This is a genomic window from Streptomyces sp. NPDC005494, assembly GCF_042872025.1.
Taxonomy (GTDB): domain Bacteria; phylum Actinomycetota; class Actinomycetes; order Streptomycetales; family Streptomycetaceae; genus Streptomyces.
The window spans coordinates 241690-268224 of record NZ_JBIAJR010000006.1 but is presented as its reverse complement, the minus strand read 5'-3'; the positions used below and the strand labels follow the sequence as shown (position 1 = coordinate 268224).

Sequence of the window (26535 nt, the reverse complement as noted above, 5' to 3'; positions counted from 1 at the left end):
GACACCCATGACGGCCACCGCCCCGCGCTCCGGGCCCTCCCCGATACGACGGCCGCTCGCCGCGGTCGCGCCCTTCGCCGCACTGATCAGCCTGCTGTTCGGCCTGGTGCTGGCCGGCGCGAGTCCCGCGTCCGCGCATGCCGCCCTCACCGGGAGCGACCCGCAGGACGGGGCGGTGGTCGCCACCGCCCCCGCAGAGGTCACCCTCACCTTCTCCGAACAGATCGCCATGGGTGACGACTCGATCCGGGTCCTCGACCCGAGTGGGAAGCGCGCCGACTCCGGCGCTCCCCGCGACCTGACGAGCGGCGGCGCCGTACGGTACGGCGTCCAGCTCCACAGCGGGCTGCCCGACGGCACGTACACCGTTGCCTGGCAGGCCGTCTCCGCGGACAGCCACCCCGTCTCCGGTGCCTTCACCTTCTCGGTCGGAGCACCCTCGGAGACGACGGTGGCGCTCCCCTCGGGCGAGGCGGGCGGCGGTCTCGTGGGCGCGCTCTACGGCATCGCGCGCTACACCGCCTACGCCGGCTTCATCCTGCTCGCGGGCGGGTCCGCCTTCGTGCTCGCCTGCTGGCAGCGTGGCGCCGGCGCGCGGCCCCTCCAGCGTCTCGTCGTGCGCGGCTGGATCGCGCTCACCGCGGCGACCCTGGTCATGCTGCTCCTGCGCAGCCCGTACACCGGCTCCGGCAAGCTCTCGGACGCCTTCGACCTCGACGGTCTGCAGGCCGTGCTCGACACCAAGCCGGGGGCGGCGCTGGTCTCCCGGCTGCTGCTCCTCGGAGCGTCCGCGCTCTTCATCGCCGTCCTCTTCGGGGCGTACGCGAAGCGCGAGGACGAGAAGGAGAAGCAGGACCTCACCTTCGGGCTGGCGACAGGCGGCGCGGTCATCGCCACCGGGATCGCGGGTACATGGGCGCTGGCGGAGCACGCTTCCACGGGTATCCAGCCGGGCATCGCCATGCCCGTCGACGTGCTCCACCTGCTCGCAGTCGCCGGCTGGCTGGGCGGGCTCGCCGCGCTGCTCGTCGCCCTGTACCGCACACCGGACATCACCGGCGGCGCGGTACGGCGTTTCTCTCGCCTGGCGTTCGGCAGTGTTCTCGTCCTCGCCGCGACCGGGCTGTACCAGTCCTGGCGGCAGGTCGGTTCGTGGTCCGCGCTGACCGGTACGCGGTACGGGCAGCTGCTGCTCATCAAGGTGGCGCTCGTGGCCGTGCTCGTCGGGGTCGCCTGGATCTCCCGGCGATGGACGGCGCGGCTGATCGAGCGGAGCGGTGCCGGCCCCGCCGACGCGGACCGGACGGATGCCCGGGCCTCGGCGGACCCGGAGCTCTCCGAGCCCTCGGCCGGGTCGGATGCGTCCGCGGCCTCCGCCGCTTCGGTCACGTCCGCCACTCCGGTCTCTTCCGCTTCGGCGTCGTCCACTTCGGCGTCCGCCGCTTCGGCCTCCGACCCTTCGGTCTCCTCCGCTTCGGTCTCCTCCGCTCCCGTCTCCTCCGCGCCCCAGGGCGTGGCCGAGGAGGAGCCGCGGTCCGACGGGGAAGGACCGGGATCCGGCAAGGAGGTCGCCCCTGAGCGCGCGGCGCAGCTCGCCCGGCAGCGCGCCGCCCTGACGGCGACGAAGGAGAAGCGCGCCCGCGACGCCGATCCGGAACGAGCGGGGCTGCGACGCTCGGTGCTGGTGGAGACCGCTGTCGCCGTGGTGCTCCTCGCCGTCACGACGATCCTGACGTCCACCGAGCCCGGCCGCACCGAGGAGGAAGCCGCGCGCGGCGCCGCCCCGGCGGCCGCCACACCGGTGACCGGCGGACAGGTGAGTCTGAGCCTGCCGTTCGACACCGGCGGCCGGAACGGCAAGGGAACCGTCCGCCTGGACATCTCCCCCGGCGGGACCGGCTCCAACAACGTGCACCTCTGGGTCGACGGCCCCGGCAACCGCCCGCTCGACGTACCCGAGGTGAAGCTCGCCTTCACCCTGGAGTCCAAGGACATCGGCCCGCTGCCGGTCGCCCCGGATCGCCTCACCGAGGGGCACTGGACGGCGAGCAACGTACAGATCCCGATCGCGGGTGACTGGAAGGTCGCCGTGACGGTGCGTACCTCGGACATCGACCAGACAACCATCGACAAGAACGTGAAGATCGGCTGAGCAGGGTGAGCAAGAAGAAGGATGTCCGGGCAGAGGCCGGTACCGCGAGCGGCGCAGGCCGTCTCGACGACGCCGCTCGCGGGGAGGGCGTCGTCTCCCGGCGACAGCTGATCGGCGGCGTCGGAGCGGCCGGTGCGGCAGGGCTCGTCCTGGGCGCGGCCGGCGGCGTGGGCGGACATGCCGCGGCCCAGGGGGACGATCCGACCGCCCTGACCACGGTCGGCTCGACCGAGGCCATGTTTCACGGGAAACATCAACCGGGGATCACCACGGCCCTCCAGGCACGCGGCCACCTGATCGCGTTCGATCTGGCAGCCGACGCGGGCCGCAAGGAGGCCGCCGCCCTGATGCGGCGCTGGTCTGCGGTGGCCGAACGGCTGATGGCCGGGGAACCGGCAGAAGGCGGCCGAGGGCACGACACCGGTGTGGCGCTGGACGCGGGGCCGTCCTCCCTCACCGTCACCTTCGGATTCGGACGCACCTTCTTCGCCCGTACCGGCCTGACCAGCCACCGGCCGGCCGCCCTGGACCCGCTGCCGGCCTTCTCCTCCGACCACCTCGACTCCAAGCGGTCCGACGGCGACCTCTGGGTGCAGATCGGTGCGGACGACGCGCTCGTGGCCTTCCACGCGCTGCGCGCCCTCCAGAAGGAGGCCGGCCCGACGGCCAGGGTGCGGTGGCAGATGAACGGCTTCAACCGCACCCCGGGCGCCACTGCCCGCCCGATGACCGCACGCAACCTCATGGGCCAGGTCGACGGCACAAACAACCCGAAGCCGGCCGAGAGCGACTTCGACGAGCGGATCTTCGTGCCGTCCGGCGGCTCGGCGGAGAACTCCTGGATGGCGGGCGGCTCCTACGCCGTGGTCCGCCGGATCAGGATGCTCCTGGACGACTGGGAGGAACTCACGGTCAAGCGCCAGGAGCAGATCATCGGCCGTCGCAAGGCGGACGGCGCCCCGCTGAGCGGCGGTTCCGAGGACACCGAGATGGACCTGGACAAGACAGGTCCGGACGGAAAGCTGCTGATCGCGGCCAACGCCCACGCCCGGATCTCCTCCCCCGAGAAGAACGGAGGCGCCGCGATGCTGCGCCGCCCGTTCTCGTACCACGACGGCATCGCCGACGACGGGACCCCGGACGCCGGGCTGCTCTTCATCTGCTGGCAGGCGGATCCGTTCAAGGGGTTCATCCCCGTCCAGCGCAAACTGGACCGCGGGGACGCGCTCTCACCGTTCATCCGGCACGAAGCGAGCGGCCTCTTCGCCGTCCCGGGCGGTGCTGCGGCCGGGGAGTACGTGGGGCAGCGCCTGCTGGAGGCGTGAGGCGGAGCGGTGTCCGCGGGAGCCGAGGGGCTCTGCGCACGGGGCGGCACCCCGGCGAGCGGAGACCTGACGCGCGGGGCGGCACCCGGGCGAGCGGAGACGTGACGCGCGGGGCGGCACCCGGGCGAGCGGAGACGTGACGCGCGGGGCGGCACCCGGGCGAGCCAGGGCATGGCGTGCGGGTGCCGCCCCTCAGCGTGGCGCGAGGCGCGCGGCACGGTCCGGTAGCCCTTTAGGCTGACCGCATGTCAGCGACGCGCTACGCCTACCTCGGTCCCGAAGGCACCTTCACCGAGGTGGCCCTCCGCACCCTCCCCGAAGCCGCGACCCGTGAACTCGTCCCGATGGTCTCGGTCCCGGCCGCGCTGGACGCCGTGCGGGGCGGAGAGGCCGCGGCGGCACTCGTCCCCATCGAGAACTCTGTCGAGGGCGGGATCAGCGCCACGCTCGACGAGCTGACCACGGGCGCCCCGCTGATGATCTACCGCGAGGTGCTGCTCTCGATCACCTTCGCGCTGCTGGTGCGCCCCGGGACGAAGCTGGCGGACATCAAGACCGTCACGGCCCACCCCGCCGCGCAGCCGCAGGTGCGCAACTGGATGGCGGCGCATCTGCCCAACGCACTGTGGGAGTCGGCGGCGTCGAACGCGGACGGTGCCCGGCTGGTCCAGGAGGGGCGCTACGACGCCGCCTTCGCCGGCGAGTTCGCGGCGGCGACCTACGGGCTGGAACCGCTGGTGACGGAGATCCACGACGCGGAGAACGCGCAGACGCGTTTCGTGCTGGTAGGGCGCCCGGCCAGGCCGTCCGCTCCCACGGGGGCCGACAAGACGTCCGTGGTCATCTGGCTCGGCGACGACCGTCCCGGTGCTCTGCTCGAACTGCTCCAGGAGTTCGCCGTACGCGGGGTCAACCTCATGCTGATCCAGTCCCGGCCCACCGGCGAGGGCATCGGGAACTACTGCTTCGCCGTGGATGCCGAGGGGCACATCGCCGACCGCAGGGTCGGAGAGGCCCTGATGGGGCTGAAGCGGATCTGTCCCAATGTGCGCTTCCTGGGTTCGTACCCCCGTGCAGGAGTGACACCGGAAGAGGTGCGGGCGCTGCGGATCGGGACGTCGGACAGGGACTTCACGGACGCGTCCGACTGGCTGGCCCGCAGCCAGGACGGCCGGGTCTGAGCGGCAGAGGCGATATCCGCCCCGGGCTGCGACTCGGCCTGCGGCTCAGGCTCGAGGCTCGGTCCGCGGCTCAGCCCGGCGCGGGAACTGAGGCTCAGGCCCGAGGCTCAGCCCGGCGCGGGAACTGAGGCTCAGGCCCGAGGCTCAGCCCGGCGCGGGACCGAGGCGCGGGGACCGAGGCTCAGGGCCGAGGCACGGGACAGAGGCGCGGGACCGAGGCTCAGTTCCGAGAGCGGCTGCCGGGGTGGCTCACCGGTCCTGTCTTCGGACCGCTGCTTCACACAGAGTTATCCACAGGGCAGGCACTGCACCTGGGGACAAGTCGACACCGCAACGCGACATGGTCGACAAATCACCCAGGAGCCCTAGACCCCTCACGGCCCCACAGCTCCCCCCGTGTCACTCCAATTCCCAAGATCAACGCTTTGGAACGAGGAATACCCACCCGAATGAGTGCACGGAAGAGGTTTGAGCGGCGAATCTCTGCCCCGTCTCGCCGGTTTCGGAACGATCAGTTCCGGCATCCACAGATCTTCTTCACAGCCTGTGGATAACTAATCGGATCACACACCCCCTGTGGACAACAGGTCGCCCCCAGGGCCCCAACTCCCCCACCTCGCACCGCCGATGGGTCAAACAACGGACACGGTTGCTCCCTTTTCGAGGCAATGGAGCCCTTTTATTGACGAGCGTCACCCCCACCGGCACCTCGATTCCCCTCAAGTTTATTTATTCCGGCAATTCGGGCAAAGCGCCACGCTTGTCGATATCGGTTCGAGCAGCGGACGGCCGCACCGGTAGCCTTGAGGGGTGATTGACCTTCGCCTGCTCCGTGAGGACCCCGACCGTGTTCGCGCCTCCCAGCGCGCCCGTGGAGAGGACGTCGCACTCGTCGACGCCCTGCTCTCCGCCGACGAGCTGCGCAGGTCGTCCGGCGTCCGCTTCGACGAACTCCGCTCCGAGCAGAAGTCGCTCGGCAAGCTGATCCCCAAGGCCTCCCCCGAGGAGCGTGCCGAGCTCCTCAAGAAGGCCGATCAGCTCAAGACCGAGGTCAAGGCCGCCGACTCCGCACAGGACGAGGCTGACGCCGAGGCCAAGCGGCTGCTCCTGCAGCTCGGCAACATCGTCCACGAAGACGTTCCGGTCGGCGGCGAGGAGGACTTCGTCGTCCTGGAGACGCACGGCACCATCCGTGACTTCGGGGCGGAGGGCTTCGAACCGAAGGACCACCTGGAGCTCGGCGAGGCGCTGGGCGCCATCGACATGGAGCGCGGCGCCAAGGTCTCCGGATCGCGCTTCTACTACCTGACCGGCATCGGCGCCCTGCTGGAGCTGGCCCTGGTCAACGCGGCGATCGCCCAGGCCACCGAGGCCGGATTCGTGCCCATGCTGACCCCCGCGCTGGTGCGTCCCCGCGCCATGGAGGGCACGGGCTTCCTCGGCCAGGCCGCGGAGAACGTGTACCACCTGGAGAAGGACGACTACTACCTGGTCGGCACGTCCGAGGTGCCCCTCGCGGCGTACCACATGGACGAGATCATCGACGCCGACAAGCTGCCCCTGCGGTACGCCGGCTACTCCCCCTGCTTCCGCCGCGAGGCGGGTACGTACGGCAAGGACACCCGGGGAATCTTCCGCGTCCACCAGTTCGACAAGGTCGAGATGTTCTCGTACGTCGACCCCGCGGACGCCGAGGCCGAGCACCGCAGGCTCCTGGACTGGGAGAAGCAGTGGCTCACCGGCCTGGAGCTGCCGTTCCAGGTGATCGATGTCGCCACCGGCGACCTGGGGGCCTCGGCCTCGCGGAAGTTCGACTGCGAGGCGTGGATCCCGACCCAGGGCAAGTACCGCGAGCTGACCTCCGCATCGAACTGCGACGGGTTCCAGGCCCGCCGGCTCTCCGTCCGCATGCGCGACGGCAAGAAGGTCCAGCCGCTGGCCACGCTGAACGGCACGCTCTGCGCCGTACCGCGCACGATCGTCGCCATCCTGGAGAACCACCAGCTGCCCGACGGCTCGGTGCGGGTGCCGGAGGTTCTCCGTCCGTACCTGGGCGGGCGCGAGCTTCTGGAGCCGGTCTCCAAGTGACCTTCCCCTACAAGCTCGTCGCGACGGATCTCGACGGGACCCTGCTGCGCGACGACCACACTGTTTCCGAGCGCACGCGAAAGGCGCTGGCCGCGGCCACCGCGGCCGGCGCGGCCCACATCGTCGTCACCGGACGGGCAGTGCCCTGGACCCGGCACATCCTGGACGACCTGGGCTACGAAGGACTGGCCGTGTGCGGCCAGGGCGCGCAGGTCTACCACGCCGGCGAGCACAAGCTGCTGACCTCCCTGACCCTGGACCGGCAGCTCGCCGGACTCGCGCTGTCCAAGATCGAGGCGGAGGTCGGTCCGCTCGCGCTGGCCGCGAGCCGTGACGGACTCCAGGGCGAGGTTCTCGTCGGGCCCGGCTACCGGGTGCAGGAGGGGCCGCTGCCCACCCACGTCATGGATGATCCGGCCGAGATGTGGACCGCTCCGCTGAACAAGGTCTACATCCAGCATCCGGAGCTCGACGACGACGCCCTGGCGGAGGCGGCTCGGCAGGCCGTCGGCAGCCTGGTGAACGTGGTCATGGCAGGCCCGGGGGTCGTCGAGATCCTGCCCCTGGGACTGAGCAAGGCGACCGGTCTCTCCCTGGCCGCCCGACGGCTGGGTCTCAAGGCGGCGGACACGCTGGCGTTCGGCGACATGCCGAACGACATCCCCATGTTCGGATGGGCCCAGCACGGCGTGGCCATGGCCAACGCCCACGACGAACTGAAGGCCGTGGCGCACGAGATCACCGCGTCGAACGAGCACGACGGCATCGCGGTGGTGCTGGAGGAACTGCTCCGGACGGCCACCCGCGCGTGAGCGGTGAGTCCGGAGGGCCGGAGGGCAGCTGACGCTTCCGGGCCACCGGCGCTCGTCGTGGCCTCTGCGGCAGTTGACGCTTCCGGGCCACCGGCGCAGGTGGTGGCCCCGGAGGGCAGTGACGCTTCCGGGCCAGTGCGGAGGATGCGCGGATCGAACGCGCGCGGGGTTCGCGCCCCGACGACGGCTTAGCAAGCCGCTGCCTTACCACTCGGCCAATCCTCCGGGAGGGTGGCCACGCGTCACGCGCTGTGGGCCACCCCGGGTGTCCTGCTGCGGCGGCTGCGCGGGCAGCTGATGAAGCTACCGCGGCGCCGGCTGCGGACCGCCCTGTCGGGAACACGACGGACTCGGACTCCTGGTCATCGCCGCGCTCCTCTCCCGGTCCTCATGGACGGCGCCTCCCCGCGCCGCCCCCTCACTGTGCCGGAGACCGGAGTCCGGGGGCCACCCATTTTCCGGCTGCACCCGGACGCACGTCAGCCGCTCGTACGGCGGCCCAGATCCCTCAGCCGGTGCGCGAGGTCGTCCATGCGGGCATCGAGGCGGATCACGTCGTGCGATACGTCGGTGAGCCGGATGCTGACGGCATTGACGACCTGGTGCGTGACATCGAGCTTCCGGTCCAGGGAGTCGAGTCGCTGCGACATCCGGCCGAGCACGGGGCCGAGCTCCTGGAGCGCGCTCCCCACGTCGGCGAGGCAGCCCTCGATCCGGGTGACGCGCCGCTCGAGCGAGACACAGGGGGCTCTGAGGTCCTCCTCCGCGTCGAGCAGGCGGGTGCGGACGCTGCGCGCGATGTCACTGTCGCGAAGAAGCATGGCGACGTTGAGCACGGCCCTGCGGGTGTAGAGCCGGAGCTGCGTGGCTGCGGCCTGTGGATAACTTCCCAGGCCCTCGCCCTTCCACAGCGACACCATCTCGCTATGGAAGGACTGCAGCTCAGCGCCCCGCAGCACCGTCATGCCGTTACCGACCAACTCCCTCTGGTGCCGGTCCGTCAGCCTCCTGACCGAGGTTGTGGATACTTCGAAGTAGCGAGCCACTTCCTCCGCGCGGAGGTGCATTCCATCAGGAAGCATGACGAGGCTCTTGATCTTGTCGAGGACTTCGACGCGGCCCATCTGCTCGGCCCGGAGGGCTTGGGATTCGAGCAGGGCGACTTCCGTGGGCATGGGTGTGCCTCTCGTGCGGGGGAACGGCAGGGAGAGCCCTGTCCCCGGGCTGCGAGGGCGGAGGTCGCTCACGGTTGCCACTGCTCGATGACCGGCCGGTGGGGGCGCTCGCCTCACCGCTTCCGGCATTCCCCGAATTCACGAAAGCTCGACGCCACAGATTCCAGTTGCCTCCACGCAACCGGACCAACGAGCCGATAACCGTACAGTTACTCCGTCACTGTCCGCTCAGAGGACAGCCCCCGCCCGAAGGAGAAGGGCGAGGGCTGCGTGTGCGAGGGGTCCGGTCTCACTCCTCGCCGGCGAGCTTGAGCGCCCGCAGCTTCTGGCCCGCGTACCACGTGGCCACGACCGTCACCGCGACCAGCAGGACCGTCGCCAGCGGCAGACCGACGTCCGCGGTGACCAGGCCGTCCCCGGCCACCTTCTCGGCGATCGAGAGGGACCACTGCTGAACGCTGAGCGTCCGGGCGCCCGGCACCAGGCTGCCGAAGAGTGCCTCCCACACCAGCGCGTACACGAGACCGAAGACCACCGCGTGCCGGCTGACCGTGCCCAGCAGCAGGAACAGCGCGCTGTACGCGATCGAGGCGACCAGCGCCGCGATCGTGTAGGCGACGGCGATCTGCCCGCCGTTGCCGTTGAGGATCAGGCCGGCGACGAAGGTCGGCAGCGCGGAGAAGACCATCGTGACCGCGATCGCGACGATCAGCTTGGTCAGGATGATCGTGGGGCGCTTCACCGGCTTCGCCAGCAGATAGACGATCGAACCGTCGTCGATCTCGGGCCCGATGGCGCCCGTCCCGGCGATGACACCGATCAGCGGCACCATCGTGGCCAGGGCGAATCCGCCCAGCACGCCGGAGGCCACACCGTCGTCGGCGCCGGCGAACGCCCTTACCGCCACCGAGATGGCGATCAGGAGGACGGGCAGGACGAACAGGATGGCGGCCCGGCGCCGGCCGAGCAGGGCCCGGTAGGTGAGCCGGGCGACTGTGGGGTCGTACATGACGCTTCACAGCTCCTTTCAGGCCACTACTCAGGCCGCTACGAGATAGGAAAAGACCGATTCGAGGGACTCGTCGGACGGTGAGACGGTCAGCAGCCGGATCCCGTGCTCACGTGCCACCTTCGGCAGCAGCGTGGTGAACCTGCCGAAGTCGACCGCCTGGATGCGCAGGGCCTGTTCCGTGACGTCGACCTCGATCCCGGCCGTAGAGGGGTCGGCGATGAGCGCGGCGGCGAGGGCCCGGTCGTCGCTGGAGCGTACGAGATAGCGGTGCGGCCGGTCCGTCATCAGCCGCCGGATCTTCCGGAAGTCACCGGACGCCGCATGGCGGCCCGCCACGATGACCTCGATGTGCGAGGCGAGCTGCTCGACCTCCTCCAGGATGTGCGAGGAGAAGAGCACGGTGCGGCCCTCCGCGCCCATGCGGCGCAGCAGGTCCATCAGCTGCATCCGCTGGCGCGGGTCCATGCCGTTGAACGGCTCGTCCAGAAGCAGCACCGAGGGGTCGTGGACCAGCGCCGACGCCATCTTGACGCGCTGGCGCATGCCCTTGCTGTACGTCGAGATCTTGCGGTCCTGCGCGTACTCCATCTCGACCGTGGCCAGCGCCCTGTGCGCCGCCGCGTCGCCGAGTCCGTGCAGCTCGGCGTTGGCCACGACGAACTCCCGGCCGGTCAGGAAGTCGTACATCGCCTCCCGCTCCGGAACGATCCCGATGGCCTTGTACACCGACTCGTTGCGCCAGATCTGCGTGCCGTCGAGCGTCACCGTGCCGGTCGACGGCGCGAGGAACCCGGCCATCATGTTGATCAGCGTGGACTTGCCGGCTCCGTTGGGGCCGAGCAGACCGGTGACGCCGGGGCCCACCGTCATGCTCACGTCGTTGACGGCGACCACGTTCCCGAACCAGCGGGAGGTGTGATCGATCTCGATGGTGGTCACAGCCCGACCCTCCGGTAGCGGCGCATCAGCACGGCGTACGAGCCGAGGACGAGCGCGAGGACAACGATCAGATAGACGACACCGGCGGCGGCTCCGGGCCCCTCGCCACCGGGGAAGGCGGAGGAGGCGCCGAGGAAGGCCGTCTGCACCCCGTCGATCAGCGTGATGGGGGAGAACAGTCCGAGCCAGGTGATGGCGTTCGCGGAGTCCGTCTCCCAGGCGATCGCCTGGACGGTGGAGACCGCGCCGTAGGTGATGGTCAGGACGGCGATCACCGCGGCGACCCCGAAGCCCCGTCGCGGTGTCAGTGCGGCGACCACCAGCCCGAGCCCGGCGAACAGGACGGAGAGCAGCGCCACCGAGACCATCCCCTGTCCGAAGCCCTTGGTCTGGTCGGCGAAGTCGAACTTCGCGAGCAGCGCGCCCACGTAGAGGATGACGAGCGGCAGCCCGGTGAGGATGAGGAGGGCCGAGGCCATCGCGGCGAACTTGGCGAGCACGTAGTCGACGCGCTCGATCGGCCGTGAGAAGTACAGCGGCACGCTCTTGAAGCGCAGGTCCCTGGACACCGACTGGGGCGCCTGGGAGGCGATGAAGAGCCCGATCACGGCCTGCAGGTAGATCGCGAAGGCCGTGTACTCGATGGGGAGCTTCGTCATGCCGGGCGTCGCCATGGCGACCGCGACGAGGATCAGCGCCACCATGCACATCACCCCGCACAGGAGCATCGGCAGCACCTTGGACTTGGCGGACCTCCCCAGCCCGAACGAGCCCCGCAGGGACTGCGAGTAGAGCGAACGGCGGGCATAGGCCCTTCCCAGCCGGACGCCGTCGTAGGAGCGGTATCCGATGTTGTGGATCCGGGAGGTCTCGTTCCCGGCCACGGTCCCGGTCTCAGTGCTCATCGCGACCGCTCCCCTTCTGCTGTCCGGCACCCGCCGCCGCGGCCACGGCCGCCTGGGGTGCCTCTTCGGTGCGGAAGACCTCGGCGATGCGGTGGCGCCGCTGTTCCATCCGGACAAGTCCCAGTCCGAGCCCGGCGACGCTGTCGCGGACCAGGTCGTACGTCTCCTCGCCCGTGGCCTCCACCAGGAGGATGTGCCCTGCGCCCGGCAGGCCCTCGGCGTCGAGGCCGTCGTGTCCGACGAGCTTGATCCCGGCGCGTGTGAGGACCTCGCGCAGGGCGTCCGTCCCGTCGGGGTGGGCGTCGCTGTCGGTGACCTCGACGGCCAGTGTCGTGGTGGTCTGGGTGAAATCGCTCGTGGAACTGGAGCGCAGCAGGGTGCCGCCGTCGATGACGACGACGTGGTCGCAGGTCCGCTCCAGCTCGCCGAGGAGATGCGAGGTGACCAGCACCGAGATCCCGAAGTCGGTGTGCACGCGGCGGATCAGGCCCAGCATCTCGTCGCGTCCGACAGGGTCGAGACCGTTGGTCGGTTCGTCGAGCAGGACGAGCTTCGGGTCGTGGACCAGCGCCTGCGCCAGCTTCACCCGTTGCTTCATACCGGTGGAGTAGCCCCCGATGGGCCGGTAGCGCTCCTCGTACAGGCCGACGTGGCGCAGGGTGTCCGCCGTGCGCTCACGCGCCGCGGTCGGCGGCAGCCCGGACATCCGCGCCATGTGCACGACGAACTCGGTCGCCGACACGTCCGGCGGCAGACAGTCGTGCTCCGGCATGTACCCCACCCGTTCCCGGATCGCGGCCCCTTCGGTGGCGACGTCGAGCCCGAGCACCGCGGCCCGGCCTTCGGTGGCGGGGGAGAGACCCAGAAGGATCTTGATCAGTGTGGACTTGCCGGCCCCGTTGGAACCCACCAGACCGGTCACGCCCGGTCCGATGTCCAAGGAGAGCCGGTCAAGCGCGGTCACCCTCGGGAACCGCTTGCTCAGGCTTTCGATTGCGATCACAGTCACGTCTACGAAGGTAGTGGCGCGCGCCCCGGGCGTCGTCAGACCAGACGCCTGTATCGGCGTCCGACTCCAGGTGTACGGACCCGTAGGGGGACCCCACGGAGGTGGACGCGGCTCCGGGGTCCACCGGCAGGGCATGGGGGGCGACACATCCACAGACCGTTTCCACAGGGCGTCGTCCAGGGGATGTCGTCCACAGGGCGCCGTTCACAGGTTCCGGGCATCCCTTGACGCGGCCGCCCGGCGGTTGCCACATTCGTCGTTGTCACGTTACGGACGCGTACCGCGACGCCGGAACAGGACGAGGAGACGGCGTGGATCTGCGAGAAGCGCGTGAGCGCTGGGTTCGTACGGGCGGAATCGAGCTGTGTGTAGCCGAGTTGGGCGACCCGGCGCAGCCGACGATCGTGCTGGTGCACGGCTATCCGGACAGCAAGGAGGTCTGGTCCGAGGTCGCGCGACGCCTGGCGGACCGGTTCCACGTGGTGCTCTACGACGTGCGGGGGCACGGCAGATCGACGGCTCCCCTCCCGCTGCGCGGTGGCTTCACCCTGGAGAAGCTGACCGACGACTTCCTCGCCGTCGCGGACGCCGTGAGCCCGGACGATCCGGTGCATGTGGTCGGCCATGACTGGGGCTCCGTACAGTCGTGGGAATTCGCGACGGTGGAGCGGACCAGAGGCCGGATCGCGTCCTTCACCTCGATGTCCGGACCTTGCCTGGACCATTTCGGGCACTGGATCAAGCGCAGGATGTCGCACCCGAACCCACGCCGCGTGGCGCAGCTGCTCGGCCAGGGAGCCAAGTCCTGGTACGTCTACGCACTGCACACCCCGGTGCTGCCCGAGCTCGCCTGGCGCGGGACGCTCGGCAGGCAGTGGCCACGGCTCCTGCAACGGATGGAGAAGCTTCCTGCGGACGGGTACCCGACGTCCTCCCTCCCTCAGGACGCGGCCAACGGTGCCTGGCTCTACCGCGACAACATCCGCTTCCGCCTGCGCCGCCCGCGTCCAGACGCCCACGCCCACGTCCCGGTCCAGCTGATCACGCCCACCGGCGACGCCTTCCTCTCACCTGTCCTCTACGACGAGCTGGACGCGTGGGTGCCCCGACTGGTGCGCCGCAGCCTTCCCGCGAAGCACTGGGTTCCACGTACGAGGCCCGACCAAATCGCGTCCTGGGTGTCGGAGTTCGTCCTGTCCGAGGGCTCCGGTCCCGCCGGAGGCGCGGAACCCGGCCGTGACGCACCCGTGGAACCCGGTCGTGAGCTCTCCGCACGTTCCGTGACGGCGCCCATGCGCGCGACCGGAACTCATGCGGACCGATTCGGCGGCCAGTTGGTCCTGGTGACGGGAGCCGCCTCAGGGATCGGGCGCGCCACCTCTCTGGCTTTCGCGGCGGCGGGCGCACGGCTCGTGGCGGTGGACGTCGACAAGGAGGGCGTGGCCCGGACCGTGGAGGCGGCCCTGAAGGCCGGTGCACCCGGCGCGTGGAGCGAAGTGGCCGATGTCGGGGACGAGAAGGCGATGGAGGAGCTCGCCGAGAGGGTCTCCTCGGAGCACGGCGTCGTCGACGTCCTGGTGAACAATGCCGGCATCGGAGTCTCGGGGTCCTTCTTCGACACCACCACCGAGGACTGGCGGCGCGTCCTCGACGTCAATCTGTGGGGAGTCATCCACGGCTGCAGGGTCTTCGGTGAGCGGATGAGCCACCGAGGCCAAGGCGGCCACATCGTCAACGTCGCTTCGGCGGCGGCGTATCAGCCGTCGCGCGCGCTTCCCGCGTACAGCGCGTCGAAGGCTGCGGTGCTGATGCTCAGCGAGTGCCTGCGTGCCGAACTGGCCGAGCAGTCGATCGGCGTCAGTGCGGTATGCCCCGGTTTCATCAACACCTCCATCACCGCCACGGCACGATTCGCCGGGACCGAGAAGGCGGAGGAGGAGCGCCTGCGAGCACGCGCCGGGCGGCTCTACGGACTGCGTAACTACCCGCCCGAGAAGGTCGCTCAAACGATCCTGGAGGCGGTGGCACACAACCGCGCCGTGGTGCCGGTGACACCCGAAGCGCGTGGCGCGCGCCTGCTGTCCCGGTACAGCCCTCGGGCGCTTCGGAGGGTGGCACGACTGAAACCGCCGCTCTGAGCCAAACGGCAGTTGGCGGCTTGTTTGCCGAACCGGCGCCCTTTACTGCGTCGTTCGGCCCCGCGGGGCGAGGATGCAGCCAACTCCAGCTTGTGCGCGTGCACTTGCACATCTCCCTTGTACGGAAGCAGGACTGGAGCGCCCAGCCGGCCCCCGAGCGGACAATTGACGTAAGCATGCGTCTAGTTGCGCAAATGCCTTGAAGGACACGCCACTTGTCCACAGAATTGTCAAATTACCTGTGGATAAGTGGAGTTGGCTGTGGATCAAACCTTCGAGCAGTAACGAAAGCCGAAAACGTCGAGTGAAATGTGGGTGCGCCACTGGATGCCGGCGCGGGACGCTGACGGCATGGACGAACAACGCACCGTCAAGGTGTCCAAGTACTTGTCGAAGCATCTTCGGCACCAGCCGGAGCGGCTGGGCATCAGCCTCGATCCGCACGGCTGGGTGGACGTGGACGAGCTGCTGAGGGCGTGCGCCCGCAACGGCTTCGTCATCACCCGGGAGGAGCTCGATCACGTGGTCGCCGCCAACGACAAGCAGCGCTTCGCGGTCGACGCCGGCCGCATCCGGGCCAACCAGGGCCACTCGGTGACCGTGGACCTCGACCTGCCCGCCGCCGTGCCGCCGGCGTACCTCTACCACGGCACGGTGGCCAGGGTTCTCGACGGCATCCGCGCCGAAGGGCTGCGGCCCATGAACCGGCACCACGTCCACCTCTCCCCCGACCGCGCGACGGCCGTGCGCGTCGGCGCGCGACGGGGCGCGCCGGTCGTCCTCTCCGTGGACTCGGGGGCCATGCACCGGGCCGGCCACGTCTTCCACGTCAGCGCCAACGGGGTATGGCTCATCGACTCGGTGCCGCCCGAGTTCCTGCGTCTACGCGAATGACCGCCCGCCGCCGGCTCCCCGGGGGATCAGCGCTTCATGCCACCCAGCCCCGCCTTCAGATCCTCCAGGTTCATCGCCGGCTGCAGGCTGATGCTGGAGTTCGCGTGGAACAAGGGCTCCAGGAGCGGCGGCATCTGGGCGGAGTCCTCCATGTCGAACACCATCAGGCAGGTGCGCTGACCGTTCTGGAGCGTGAAGTACGCCGCTTCGGGCTTGAGGTGCTCGACGACCTCCTCGATGACCTTCGACATGGTTCCGTCGGACACCGCGTGGTTGGCGGTCTCGGTGTCCATGTGCGCGGTGAGCAGCATCCTCATGGCGACCATTCCTTCCGGCGAACCCCGGCAGGCGCCGTGCACCTGCGCGGGCAGGACCGGCCGGGTTCCTCTCCAGCGTCGCTCCGGCCCCCCGCCCCGGCAACCACTGCCGCCCGCCCTGCCCGGCGTTCCTCCCCTGCCCGAGGCGCCTCGCGTAGCCCCGCAGCCGTCGCCGTAGAGTCGTGGCCATGACCTCCTCCCGCCGACTGAGCACCGTGATCCTGCCCATCCACCGCTGGAACGACGGCGGCCGGGCCCTGTGGGCGCGGGCCGAGGACCTGGGCTTCCACGCCGCGTACACCTACGACCATCTGGCGTGGCGCACCTTCCGTGACGGCCCGTGGTTCGGCGCGGTCCCGACCCTGACGGCCGCTGCCTCGGCCACCGACCGGCTGCGCCTGGGCACCCTTGTCACCTCGCCCAACTTCCGGCACCCGGTGACGCTCGCCAAGGACCTCATCACCCTCGACGACGTGTCCGACGGCCGGATCACGCTCGGCATCGGCGCCGGCGGCAACGGCTTCGACGCCACGACCCTGCGCAGGAGCGGTGAGGAGCCGTGGACGCCGAGGGAACGTGCCGACCACTTCGCCGAGTTCGTCCCGATGCTCGACCGTCTGCTCCGGGAGCCCTCCGTGACGCACGAGGGCGAGTTCTACGCGGCCAACGAGGCACGGAACATCCCCGGCTGCGTCCAGCGGCCGCGGCTTCCCTTCGCGATCGCCGCCACCGGACCTCGCGGGCTGAAGCTCGCCGCACGGTACGGCCAGGCGTGGGTGACCACCGGTGACCCGAAGCTCTTCGAGGCGGGTACCCCCGAGCAGTCCGTGGCCGCCATCCGCGGCCAGGTCAGCCGGCTCGGCGCGGCCTGCGACGAGGTCGGGCGGGACGCCGGCGAGCTGGACAAGATCCTCCTCACCGGTTTCACGCCGGACCGTCCGCTCCAGTCCCTCGACGCGTTCGTGGACTTCGCGGGGACGCACTTCGAGCTGGGCTTCACCGAGATCGTCGTCCACTGGCCCGTACCGGACTCCGACTTCGCAGCGGACCTCGATGTGTTCGACCGCATCGCCACGGAAGGCATTGCCCAGCTCACCTGAGCCCGGCCCCTCTCCCCAGGCCGACGCTGTCCGCGCCCGGCCTGGGGGACGGCCCTTCCCGGCCCTGCGAGGGCCGTTCGGGCCCTGGTGAACGGGCGACCCGGCTCTGGGTACGGGCCGTCGGGACCTCATGTGGTCAGTCGTTCCCGCCTGATGGCCGGCGCGTGATCCGCCTCGTGGCCCGCGGTGTGTTCCGCCCAGGCGGCGGGCCGCGAGCCCTTGGCATATACCGTGGTCATGTACCCCAGTTCAGGGGCTTGTGCTCTCAAATGTGCGACCCTCTGCACGCCCGTGCGACTTCGTACGGGAGAATGACCGGGTGACCTCAGCCTCCGACTCACCCCTGCCTGCCGTGACCCGTCTGATTGCCACCGATCTGGACGGCACCCTCCTGCGCGACGACAAGACCCTGTCGGACCGCACGATCGCCGCTCTGGCGGCGGCCGAAGCAGCGGGGATCGAGGTCTTCTTCGTCACCGGCAGGCCCGCCCGCTGGATGGACGTCGTCAGCGCCCACGTCCAGGGCCACGGCATGGCCATCTGCGCGAACGGGGCCGCCGTCGCCGATCTCCACGACGGCCGGCTCCTCGAGGTCTTCCCACTGGACCGCGCGGTCGCCCTGGATGTGGTCGGGGTCCTGCGCGAGGCCGCGCCCGGGGTGTCGTTCGCCGTCGAACTGGCCACCGGCATCCACTACGAACCGGCCTACCCGCCGTTCCACATGGACCCGGGCGCCACGGTCGCCGTCGCGGAGAAGCTGCTGCACGAGGAGGCCCCGGGCACCGGAACCGCGGTCCTCAAGGTCCTCGCCCACCACCCCGAGCTCGCCCCGGACGCCTTCCTGGCGCTGGCACGCGAGACCGCGGGGGACCGTGCGTCCTTCACCAGGTCCAGCCCGACCGCCCTGCTGGAGATCAGCGGCCTCGGGGTCTCCAAGGCGGGCACCCTCGCCACGTGCTGCGCGGAGCGCGGCATCGCCGCGGAGGAAGTGGTCGCCTTCGGCGACATGCCCAACGACGTGGAGATGCTGAGCTGGGCGGGAGCCTCGTTCGCCATGGGCAACGCCCATCCGGACGCCGTGGCCGCCGCCTCCGGCGTGACGCTCACGAACAACGAGGATGGGGTCGCGGTCGTCATCGAGCGGATCCTCGCCACGCGCTGAGCCCGCGTACCGGGACGACAGAGCAGCGAGCGGGGGGCCGCGGAACGGCGCGTTCGCAGACAGCGCATGCACAGGCGCCCGCAGAACAGGCACGTGCGCGCCGGCAGGTGCCGGGCCGGCGGAAGCAGAACAGGCACATGCGCGCCAGGCCGGCGGAACAGGCTGGTGCCCGAGCAGGCCCGCGCAACAGGCACGGGCCCCTCGAGGCGCTCAGCTCGCCGTCACAGCGGGACCTGCCAGATCACGGTCGTACCGCCGCCGTCCTCCCCGGCACCCGGCCCGAACCAGCTGGAGCCGCCCAGCGATTCCGCACGCCTCGCGAGGTTGCGCAGACCGCTGCGCCGGCCGCCTTCCGGGATGCCCACCCCGTCGTCCGTGACCGACAGCCGTACCGCCTCCCGGCCGTCCGGCAGCACGGCGGTCGCGTCCACGCCCACCTCGACCCGGGAGGCCCTGGCGTGCCGGAAGGTGTTGGACAGCGCCTCGCGCAGCGCGGCGATGAGGTTCTTGCCCGCGAGCTCCCCCACGAGTGAGTCCACGGGCCCGAGGAAGCGGTGCGAGGGCGTGAACCCCAGCGGCACCGCTGCCATGTTGATCTCCCGTAGCACCCGGGTCCGCAGCCCGGACGGCGCCTCGGCGGGCTCCTGTTGCAGCGCGAAGATCGCCGTGCGGATCTCCTGGATGGTCACGTCCAGTTCGTCGACCGCCCGCCCGACCCCCTCCCGCACCGCGGGGACGGGCGAGCGCCGCTGGGCGCCCTCCAGCATGATCCCGGTGGCGAACAGGCGCTGGATCACCAGGTCGTGGAGGTCCCGGGCGATCCGGTCCCGGTCCTCGTAGACGGCGAGCCGCTCCCTGTCCCGCTGGGCCTCGGCCAGCTTCAGCGCGAGTGCCGCCTGCGCGGCGAAGTGCGTCGCCAGCGTCCGCTCCGTCTGCGTGAACGGCCGTCCGCCCCGCTCCCGCGGAATGGCGAGCGCGCCCAGCACACGGCCGCCGCTGCGCAGGGGGAGCAGCATGTGCGGGCCGAACTGGTCGGCCACCCTGGTGATCATGCGAGGGTCGGTGGCCGGATCGTCCAGGAAGACCTCCTCGCCCCTGAGGAGCGCCGCCACCACGGGACTCCGAGGCGGAATGATCACCCCGAGTGACGCGGCCGGCTTGTCCCCGGCGACGGCGACGATCTCCAGGCCCCCTTCTTCGGCCGGGAGCATCACGATGCCCGCAGCGGCATCGGCGAGGCGACGGGCCTGCTCGGCGACGACGGTCAGGGCCTCGTCGGCGTCCCCTCCCGAGAGGAGGGCGGTCGTGACGGCCACCGAACCGTTGATCCACCGTTCGCGCTGACGGGCGGCCTCGTACGTCCGCGCGTGGGCGACGGCGATCCCGGCCTCCGTGGCGAGTACCCGCAGCATCTGCAGTTCGTCCTCGCCGAACGCGCCACCGTCCTGCTTCTCCATCACGTAGAGATTGCCGAAGATCTTGCCCTGGACCCGGATCGGGACACCGAGGAACGTCCGCATCCGCGGATGGCCGGGCGGGAAGCCGCAGAAGCGCGGGTCGGCGCCCAGGTCCTCCAGACCGATGGGGACGCCCTCCGTGATCAGCGCGCCGATGAGACCGGTGTGACCGTCGGGCGGACGCCCGACGGCCCGGGCGGTCCCCTCCGGAACGCCGAAGGTGACGAAGTCGCAGAGGCTCTCCCCCGGCCTGTCCACGACCCCGATGGCCGCGTACCGGGCGCGGGCGAGCTCCGCCGCCGTCTCGCAGATGCGCTCCAGGGTGGAGTGGAGTTCGAGTCCCGTGCCGACGGACCTGGTGGCTTCCAGCAGGGCGGGAACCCGGGCGGTCAGCTCGGCGGAGAGCCCCCGAAGCCTCGCGGCGGTCGGCCGCGAGGCCTCGGTCGAATCATTCGGTTCCTGCTCCGGCATGCCCCGAGCCTAATGAGCGAGGAAAGGTCCGGAAAGTCGGATGTGGGGCCGTGCACCGTGCTCAGGCCCGCACTGACGCCGCCTCCACCGGACGCATTCCCTCCGCCCCCGCCCGCACGGGCTCCTGCTCGCGTTCGAGCATCCGGCGCAGCGGCCCGTCCTGGGCGGCCAGTGCGGCGTACGGGCCACGCTGCACCACCCGGCCCTCGTCCATCACGAGGACCTCGTCCACCGCGTCGAGTCCCGCGAGCCGATGCGTGATGAGCACGGTCGTACGCCCTCGGGTGGCGGCCAGCAGATCCTCGGTCAGGGCGTCGGCCGTGGCCAGGTCGAGATGCTCCGCGGGCTCGTCGAGCACGAGTACGGGGAAGTCGGCAAGGAGCGCGCGGGCCAGCGCCAGTCGCTGCCGCTGCCCGCCCGAGAGCCGGGCACCGTGCTCACCCACCAGTGTGTCGAGCCCGTCCGGCAGCGACTCGGCCCAGTCCAGCAGCCGGGCCCCGGCGAGAGCGTCCCGCAGCAGGCCGTCCGTCGCGTCGGTGCGGGCGAGCCGCAGGTTCTCGCGGATGGAGCTGTCGAAGACGTGCGCGTCCTGGGCGCACAGCCCGACGAAACTCCTGACCGTGTCCCCGTCCAGCGCGGAGGCCTCGACACCGCCGAGGCTGTACGTCCCCTCCCGCGCGTCCAGGAAGCGCAGGAGGACCTGTGCGAGCGTCGTCTTGCCCGATCCGGACGGCCCCACGACCGCGACTCTCCTGCCGGGGAGCAACGTCAGATCCACCGAGCACAACGCGTCGCGCTCCGCTCCCTCGTACCGGGCCGAGAGCCCTCGTACGTCGAGCGGGAAGGGCGACGACGGCGCCTTGACGGGCTCGGCCGGTTCCCTGACCGGCACGGGTGCGTCCAGGACCTCGAAGACCCGCTCGGCGCTCCTCTTCACCCGCTGGCGGTACTGCACGGCGAGCGGCAGCCCCGTGACCGCCTCGAAGGCGGCGAGCGGGGTGAGGACGACGACGGCGAGCTCGACGCCCTCCAGTCGCCCGTCGAACACCGCGGGCAGTGCGACGACCGCCGCCGCCACCACGGTGAGCCCGCAGATCAGCGCGGAGAGCCCGCCGCCGAGCGCGGTGGCCGTCGCCGCCCGCGAGGAGATCCGCGTGAGGACGGTGTCCGCGGCCCGCACCTGCTCCTTACGGGCGCCCAGCGCGCCCGCGACGGTCAGCTCGGCCGTCCCGCCGAGGAGGTCGGCGACCCGGACGGCCAGCGCGGCCCGGGCCGGGGCCAGCCTCTGCTCGGCCCGCCGGGCGCAGACGCCGGTGAGCCACGGAACCCCCACACCCGCGAGAAGCAGTCCGGCCGCCAGGACGGCGCCCGCTTCCGGCAGCATCCAGCCGACGAACCCGACGGATGCCACCCCGACCGCGAGCGCGGTGCCGGCGGGCAGCAGCCACCGCAGCCAGTAGTCCTGCAAGGCGTCCACGTCGGAGACCAGCCTGGACAGCAGGTCGCCCCGCCGAGTCGTGCGGAGACCGGCGGGCGCGATGCGCTCCAGCCCCCGGTAGACGGCGACCCTGAGCTCGGCGAGCATCCTGAGCACCGCGTCGTGCGACACCAGCCGCTCGGCGTAGCGGAAGACGGCCCGGCCGATCCCGAAGGCCCGGGTCGCGGTGACGGCCACCATCAGATACAGCACGGGTGGCTGCTCGGAGGCGCGCGAGATCAGCCATCCGGAGACGGCCATGAGGCCGACGGACGACCCCACGGCGAGACTGCCCAACAGCAGTGCCAGGCCCAACTTCCCGCGCTGGGAACCCGCGGCTTCGCGGACCCGTGCGAGCACCCGGCCGCCCGCGCCCGGGGAGGTGTCCTTCAGCAGCCCGGTCTCTCCCACGTCCGGCAGTTCTCCGTCGCCCTGAAGGCCCGCGCGGGAGACAGCGGCGGAAGCCACAGGACCCACGCCGCCCGCACCCACCCCCGACGCCGCGCGCGCCGGCAGCCTGCCCGAGGCCCTCGGTGCGAGCTCCACCACCCGGTCCGCGACCGACAGCAAGGCGGGCCGGTGCACCACCAGCAGCACGGTGCGCCCGGCCGCCAGACGCCTCACCGCGTCGACGATGCCGGCCTCCGTCTCACCGTCCAGGCTCGCCGTCGGCTCGTCCAGCAACAGCAGCGGCCGGTCGGCGAGGAACGCCCGGGCCAGAGCGATCCGCTGACGCTGGCCCGCCGACAGCCCGGCACCCTCCTCACCGAGAGGCGTCCTCACACCGTCCGGCAGGGCGGTCACGAAGTCGTGCGCCCCCGCGTCCCGCAGGGCGGCGAGTACCGCTTCGTCATCCGCGTCCGGACGTGCGAGCCGTACGTTCTCGGCGATCGTCCCGGCGAAGAGATGCGGACGCTGCGGCACCCACGCGATCTGCTCGCGCCAGCGTTCGGGGGAGAGGGCGGAGAGTTCGGTCCCTCCGACCGTGACCCGCCCCTCGTCGGGCACGGCGAATCCCAGAACCACGTCGAGGAGCGTGGACTTGCCGACCCCGCTCGGGCCGACCAGGGCGACGGTCTCTCCCGGCTCGACCACGAGGGACGCGCCGTCGAGCGAGGGGTCGACGCGACCCTCGTGCCGGACCGTCACACCCTCCAGCTCAAGGCGCAGCGACTGCGGCACCTCCCGGGTGCCACCGGCCACGGTCTCGGTCTCCAGCACCGCGAAGATCTCCTCCGCGGCCGAGAGTCCCTCCGCGGCCGCGTGGTACTGCGCGCCCACCTGGCGGATCGGCAGGTAGGCCTCGGGCGCCAGGATGAGCACCACCAGCCCCGTGTAGAGATCCAGCTCTCCGTGGACGAGCCGCATCCCGATCGTCACCGCGACCAGGGCCACGGACAGCGTCGCGAGCAGCTCCAGGGCGAACGACGACAGGAAGGCGATCCGGAGCGTCTTCAGCGTCGCCGTGCGGTACTGCGAGGTGATCGTGCGGATCGACTCGGCCTGCGCCTTGGCGCGGCCGAAGACCTTCAGGGTCGGCAGCCCGGCGACCACGTCGAGGAAGTGCCCGGAGAGTCTCGACAGCAGTCGCCACTGACGGTCCATCCGGGACTGGGTCGCCCACCCGATGAGGATCATGAAGAGCGGAATCAGTGGCAGGGTCACCACGATGATGGCCGCCGACACCCAGTCCTCGGTGACGATCCTGGCGAGCACCGCCACCGGCACCACGATGGCGAGGCCGAGCTGCGGCAGGTAACGGGAGAAGTAGTCGTCCAGCGCGTCGACCCCACGGGTGGCCAGCGCGACCAGGGATCCGGTGCGTTGCCCGCTCAGCCAGCCGGGGCCCAGGTCCGCCGCGCGTTCCATGAGCCGTCCGCGCAGCTCGGACTTGACCGCGGAGCTCGCCCGGTACGCGGCCAGTTCGGTGAGCCACGCCACGAAGGCCCGCCCCAGCGCGACCACCGCCAGCAGGAGCAGGGGGGTGCGGAGACCGGCAGCGGTCAGCCCGTCCTCGAATCCGCCCACCACCACCTCTGCGATGAGCATGGCCTGGGCGATGACCAGAGCCGCTCCGACCAGCCCGAGTGCCACGACCGCGGCCAGGAAGGAACGGGTGGCGCGGGCGTACCGGAGCAGGCGCGGGTCGATCGGTTTCACGTGAAACAGCTCCCCAGTGAGCTCATGTCTGGCGCGTCGGCGTACACGCCTCGCGTCAGCGGATGTCGGCGCGCGCCCTGCGGTGGGCGCGCGCCGGCGGGTTCAGTGCGCGTCGGCGATGTGGTGCGTGCCGATGCGCTTGCGGAACACCCAGTACGTCCAGCCCTGGTACAGCAGCACCACCGGAGTGGCGATGCCGGCGCACCAGGTCATGATCTTGAGGGTGTAAGGGCTCGACGAGGCGTTGCTGACCGTCAGGTTCCAGGCCTCGTTCAGCGAGGACGGCATGACGTTCGGGAACAGCGTCAGGAAGAGCATCGCGACGGCCGCGGCGATGGTCACGCCGGAGAAGGCGAAGGACCAGCCCTCACGTCCTGCGGCGATGGTTCCGATGGCCAGGACGAGCGCCACCACGGCGATCGCCATGGCGACGAGGCTCCATCCGTTCCCGTTCTCCGCCTGGGTCCAGACGAGGAAGAGCAGCGCGAGCACCGCGGTGGCAACGCCCAGCTTGAGGGCCGTCCCACGCGCCCTGGCCCTGATGTCCCCGACGGTCTTGAGCGCGGCGAAGACCGCGCCGTGGAAGGTGAAGAGGAAGAGCGTGACCAGTCCGCCCAGGAGGGCGTACGGGTTCAGCAGATCCCAGAGGTTGCCGACGTACTCCATGTCGGCGTCGATCTTCACGCCCCTGACGATGTTCCCGAAGGCCACACCCCAGAGGACCGCGGGGATCAGCGAGGTCCAGAAGATCGCGTGCTCCCAGTTGGTCTGCCAGCGCTCCTCGGGCCGCTTCGCCCGGTACTCGAAGGCCACCCCGCGCACGATCAGGCAGAGCAGGATGATCAGCAGGGGCAGGTAGAAACCGGAGAACAAGGTGGCGTACCACTCCGGGAAGGCGGCGAAGGTCGCTCCGCCCGCACTCAGCAGCCACACCTCGTTGCCGTCCCAGACCGGGCCGATCGTGTTGATCAGGACACGGCGTTCCTTGCGGTCGCGGGCAAGCAGCTTGGTGAGGACACCGATGCCGAAGTCGAAACCCTCCAGGAAGAAGTAGCCGATCCAGAGAACGGCGATGAGCACGAACCAGACGTCGTGGAGTTCCATCTCTCAGCTCCGCTTGTTCTCAGTAGGAGAAGGCCATCGGCCGGTCGGCGTCCTGGTCATGGCCGCCGATCCGGGTGGGCGGGTTGAGGTCGGCCTCGGTGAGCTCGGGCGGACCGGCCTTGATGTACTTCATGAGCAGCTTGACCTCGACGACGGCGAGCACCGCGTAGAGGGCCGTGAAGGCGATCATCGAGGTGAGGACCTCGCCCTGCGACACTCCGGGGGAGACCGCGTCACGGGTCTGGAAGACGCCGTAGACCACCCAGGGCTGGCGGCCCATCTCGGTGAAGATCCAGCCCCAGGAGTTGGCGATCAGCGGGAAGAGCATGGTCCACAGAGCAGTGATCCAGTAGAGCCTGGCGAGCTTCGGGCTGAGCGCCTTGCTCTTGAAGAGCACCAGATTCGGTACGTCGTCCTCACCGGTGCGCAGCGCCTCCGGCAGCATGAACTTCTTCCGCGTCAGCCAGAGCCCCAGAATGCCGAGGCTGAAGGAGGCCATGCCGAAGCCGATCATCCAGCGGAAGCTCCAGAACGCCACCGGGATGTTGGGCCGGTAGTCGCCGGGGCCGTACTTCTCCTGCTCCGCCTTGTTGATGTCGTTGATGCCGGGGATGTACGAGGTGAAGGTGTCGTCCGCGAGGAAGGACAGCACTCCGGGGATCGAGACCTCGACGGTGTTGTGTCCCTCGGCGACGTCACCGACCGCGAAGAGCGAGAAGGGTGCCCCGGACTCGCCCTCCCACAGCGCCTCGGCCGCGGCCATCTTCATGGGCTGCTGCTTGAACATCACCTTGCCGAGGATGTCCCCGCTGACGGCGGTGAGCAGTCCGGCGACCACCACCGTGACCAGGCCGACCCGGAGCGAGGTCCGCATCACCCGGATGTGCCTCTTGCGGGCCAGGTGGAAGGCGGCGACGCCGACCATGAACGCCCCGCCCACGAGGAAGGCCGCCGTGATCGTGTGGAAGAACTGGGCGAGCGCGGTGTTCTGCGTGAGCACGTGCCAGAAGTCCGTGAGCTCGGCACGGCCGCGTTCCTCGTTGATGCGGTAGCCGACGGGGTGCTGCATCCAGGAGTTGGCGGCCAGGATGAAGAACGTCGAGAGGATGGTGCCGAGGGAGACCATCCAGATACAGGCGAGATGGATCTTCTTCGGCAGCTTGTCCCAGCCGAAGATCCACAGCCCGATGAAGGTGGACTCGAAGAAGAACGCGATCAACGCCTCGAAGGCCAGCGGAGCTCCGAAGACGTCGCCGACGAAGCGCGAGTAGTCGGACCAGTTCATGCCGAACTGGAACTCCTGGACGATGCCGGTGACCACGCCCATGGCTATGTTGATCAAGAACAGCTTGCCCCAGAACTTGGTGGCCCTGAGGTACTTCTCGTTGCCCGTCCGCACCCACGCGGTCTCCAGGCCGGCCGTGAGAGCGGCGAGCGAGATCGTCAGGGGGACGAACAGGAAGTGGTAGACGGTGGTGATGCCGAACTGCCATCGCGCCAGCGTCTCCGGTGCCAGAGCCAGGTCCACGCCGCTTCTCCTTACGTCGCCGTGTCACAGCCGCGGCTTGCCTCGTGAATTCCCCCGATCATGGGAGAAACGGGACCCGCTTGTGAACGCGTTCACATTCACAAGCAATTATGGCGCACACCTGATCGA

At 70.3% G+C, this 26535-nt stretch carries 19 protein-coding genes and 1 tRNA gene; 9 read left to right on the top strand and 11 right to left on the bottom strand.

What is annotated here, in order from left to right; genetic code table 11:
* Positions 1-7: 7 nt before the first annotated feature.
* From ACFYQ6_RS19805 to ACFYQ6_RS19785, 5 genes are all read left to right on the top strand, one after another.
* Positions 8-2152, top strand: coding sequence for a copper resistance CopC/CopD family protein (locus tag ACFYQ6_RS19805; protein ID WP_388764016.1), 2145 nt, complete (start codon positions 8-10; stop codon positions 2150-2152).
* A gap of 5 nt (positions 2153-2157) precedes the next feature.
* Entirely contained in the window at positions 2158-3477 is a 1320-nt protein-coding gene (gene efeB, locus ACFYQ6_RS19800; RefSeq protein ID WP_388764014.1) for an iron uptake transporter deferrochelatase/peroxidase subunit, read from the top strand.
* A 245-nt stretch (positions 3478-3722) separates the two neighbouring features.
* A complete protein-coding gene (pheA, locus tag ACFYQ6_RS19795; protein WP_361579464.1) occupies positions 3723-4658 on the top strand; it encodes a prephenate dehydratase in 936 nt (311 codons plus the stop codon).
* Positions 4659-5468: 810 nt separating this feature from the next.
* Positions 5469-6746: a serine--tRNA ligase gene (serS, locus tag ACFYQ6_RS19790; RefSeq protein ID WP_388764012.1), complete on the top strand. Its 1278-nt coding sequence runs from the start codon at positions 5469-5471 to the stop codon at positions 6744-6746.
* Positions 6743-7558, top strand: a complete 816-nt coding sequence (locus tag ACFYQ6_RS19785; protein WP_361579468.1) for an HAD family hydrolase — start codon at positions 6743-6745, stop codon at positions 7556-7558. The genes serS and ACFYQ6_RS19785 overlap by 4 nt, the downstream gene beginning before the upstream one ends.
* 138 nt (positions 7559-7696) lie before the next feature.
* Here ACFYQ6_RS19785 and ACFYQ6_RS19780 read toward each other — a convergent pair.
* From ACFYQ6_RS19780 to ACFYQ6_RS19755, 6 genes are all read right to left on the bottom strand, one after another.
* Positions 7697-7783, bottom strand: a tRNA-Ser gene (locus ACFYQ6_RS19780).
* A gap of 254 nt (positions 7784-8037) precedes the next feature.
* Complete coding sequence (locus tag ACFYQ6_RS19775) at positions 8038-8733, bottom strand: hypothetical protein (protein WP_388764010.1); 696 nt, start codon at positions 8731-8733, stop codon at positions 8038-8040.
* A 289-nt stretch (positions 8734-9022) separates the two neighbouring features.
* Entirely contained in the window at positions 9023-9742 is a 720-nt protein-coding gene (locus ACFYQ6_RS19770; RefSeq protein WP_361579472.1) for an ABC transporter permease, read from the bottom strand.
* Positions 9743-9772: 30 nt separating this feature from the next.
* Positions 9773-10684 (bottom strand): ABC transporter ATP-binding protein, encoded by a 912-nt coding sequence (locus ACFYQ6_RS19765; protein ID WP_388764008.1) that lies wholly within the window; start codon positions 10682-10684, stop codon positions 9773-9775.
* Entirely contained in the window at positions 10681-11589 is a 909-nt protein-coding gene (locus ACFYQ6_RS19760) for an ABC transporter permease (protein ID WP_356741885.1), read from the bottom strand. The genes ACFYQ6_RS19765 and ACFYQ6_RS19760 overlap by 4 nt, the downstream gene beginning before the upstream one ends.
* Positions 11579-12553, bottom strand: coding sequence for an ABC transporter ATP-binding protein (locus ACFYQ6_RS19755; RefSeq protein WP_388764186.1), 975 nt, complete (start codon positions 12551-12553; stop codon positions 11579-11581). Before ACFYQ6_RS19755 ends, ACFYQ6_RS19760 begins: the two co-directional genes overlap by 11 nt.
* A 356-nt stretch (positions 12554-12909) precedes the next feature.
* Here ACFYQ6_RS19755 and ACFYQ6_RS19750 point away from each other — a divergent pair, with 356 nt between their 5' ends.
* Together ACFYQ6_RS19750 and ACFYQ6_RS19745 are read left to right on the top strand one after the other, a co-directional pair.
* Complete coding sequence (locus ACFYQ6_RS19750; RefSeq protein WP_388764006.1) at positions 12910-14736, top strand: SDR family oxidoreductase; 1827 nt, start codon at positions 12910-12912, stop codon at positions 14734-14736.
* 351 nt (positions 14737-15087) lie between these two features.
* Complete coding sequence (locus tag ACFYQ6_RS19745; RefSeq protein WP_388764004.1) at positions 15088-15630, top strand: RNA 2'-phosphotransferase; 543 nt, start codon at positions 15088-15090, stop codon at positions 15628-15630.
* Between the two features lie 26 nt (positions 15631-15656).
* Here ACFYQ6_RS19745 and ACFYQ6_RS19740 read toward each other — a convergent pair whose 3' ends face one another.
* On the bottom strand, positions 15657-15947 hold the full coding sequence (locus ACFYQ6_RS19740) for a hypothetical protein (protein ID WP_361579481.1): 291 nt from the start codon (positions 15945-15947) through the stop codon (positions 15657-15659).
* 188 nt (positions 15948-16135) lie between these two features.
* On the opposite strand from ACFYQ6_RS19740, the gene ACFYQ6_RS19735 reads away from it, so the two are divergent.
* The gene (locus ACFYQ6_RS19735) at positions 16136-17047 is read left to right on the top strand and encodes an LLM class flavin-dependent oxidoreductase (RefSeq protein ID WP_388764002.1); all 912 of its coding nucleotides are present in this window, start codon (positions 16136-16138) and stop codon (positions 17045-17047) included.
* A gap of 319 nt (positions 17048-17366) precedes the next feature.
* The gene (locus ACFYQ6_RS19730) at positions 17367-18209 is read left to right on the top strand and encodes a Cof-type HAD-IIB family hydrolase (protein WP_388764000.1); all 843 of its coding nucleotides are present in this window, start codon (positions 17367-17369) and stop codon (positions 18207-18209) included.
* 221 nt (positions 18210-18430) lie between these two features.
* Here the strand turns inward: ACFYQ6_RS19730 and ACFYQ6_RS19725 are convergent, their stop codons facing one another.
* The 4 genes from ACFYQ6_RS19725 to ACFYQ6_RS19710 form a co-directional block, all read right to left on the bottom strand.
* Entirely contained in the window at positions 18431-20137 is a 1707-nt protein-coding gene (locus ACFYQ6_RS19725) for a GAF domain-containing protein (protein ID WP_388763998.1), read from the bottom strand.
* Between the two features lie 61 nt (positions 20138-20198).
* Positions 20199-23774 carry a thiol reductant ABC exporter subunit CydD gene (gene cydD / locus ACFYQ6_RS19720; RefSeq protein ID WP_361579489.1) on the bottom strand — a complete coding sequence of 1192 codons (3576 nt, stop codon included), beginning with the start codon at positions 23772-23774 and terminating at the stop codon, positions 20199-20201.
* Positions 23775-23876: 102 nt separating this feature from the next.
* Positions 23877-24878, bottom strand: coding sequence for a cytochrome d ubiquinol oxidase subunit II (cydB, locus tag ACFYQ6_RS19715; protein WP_361579490.1), 1002 nt, complete (start codon positions 24876-24878; stop codon positions 23877-23879).
* 19 nt (positions 24879-24897) lie between these two features.
* Positions 24898-26406 (bottom strand): cytochrome ubiquinol oxidase subunit I, encoded by a 1509-nt coding sequence (locus ACFYQ6_RS19710; RefSeq protein WP_388763996.1) that lies wholly within the window; start codon positions 26404-26406, stop codon positions 24898-24900.
* Between the last annotated feature and the right edge of the window lie 129 nt (positions 26407-26535).

Excerpts from the sequence above, each read along its gene's own strand:
- ACFYQ6_RS19805 (WP_388764016.1), top strand. The coding sequence starts at position 8 with ATGACGGCCACCGCCCCGCGCTCCGGGCCCTCCCCGATACGACGGCCG.
- pheA (WP_361579464.1), top strand. The coding sequence starts at position 3,723 with ATGTCAGCGACGCGCTACGCCTACCTCGGTCCCGAAGGCACCTTCACC.
- ACFYQ6_RS19775 (WP_388764010.1), bottom strand. The coding sequence starts at position 8,733 with ATGCCCACGGAAGTCGCCCTGCTCGAATCCCAAGCCCTCCGGGCCGAG.
- ACFYQ6_RS19770 (WP_361579472.1), bottom strand. The coding sequence starts at position 9,742 with ATGTACGACCCCACAGTCGCCCGGCTCACCTACCGGGCCCTGCTCGGC.
- ACFYQ6_RS19760 (WP_356741885.1), bottom strand. The coding sequence starts at position 11,589 with ATGAGCACTGAGACCGGGACCGTGGCCGGGAACGAGACCTCCCGGATC.
- ACFYQ6_RS19745 (WP_388764004.1), top strand. The coding sequence starts at position 15,088 with ATGGACGAACAACGCACCGTCAAGGTGTCCAAGTACTTGTCGAAGCAT.
- ACFYQ6_RS19740 (WP_361579481.1), bottom strand. The coding sequence starts at position 15,947 with ATGAGGATGCTGCTCACCGCGCACATGGACACCGAGACCGCCAACCAC.
- ACFYQ6_RS19735 (WP_388764002.1), top strand. The coding sequence starts at position 16,136 with ATGACCTCCTCCCGCCGACTGAGCACCGTGATCCTGCCCATCCACCGC.
- ACFYQ6_RS19725 (WP_388763998.1), bottom strand. The coding sequence starts at position 20,137 with ATGCCGGAGCAGGAACCGAATGATTCGACCGAGGCCTCGCGGCCGACC.
- cydB (WP_361579490.1), bottom strand. The coding sequence starts at position 24,878 with ATGGAACTCCACGACGTCTGGTTCGTGCTCATCGCCGTTCTCTGGATC.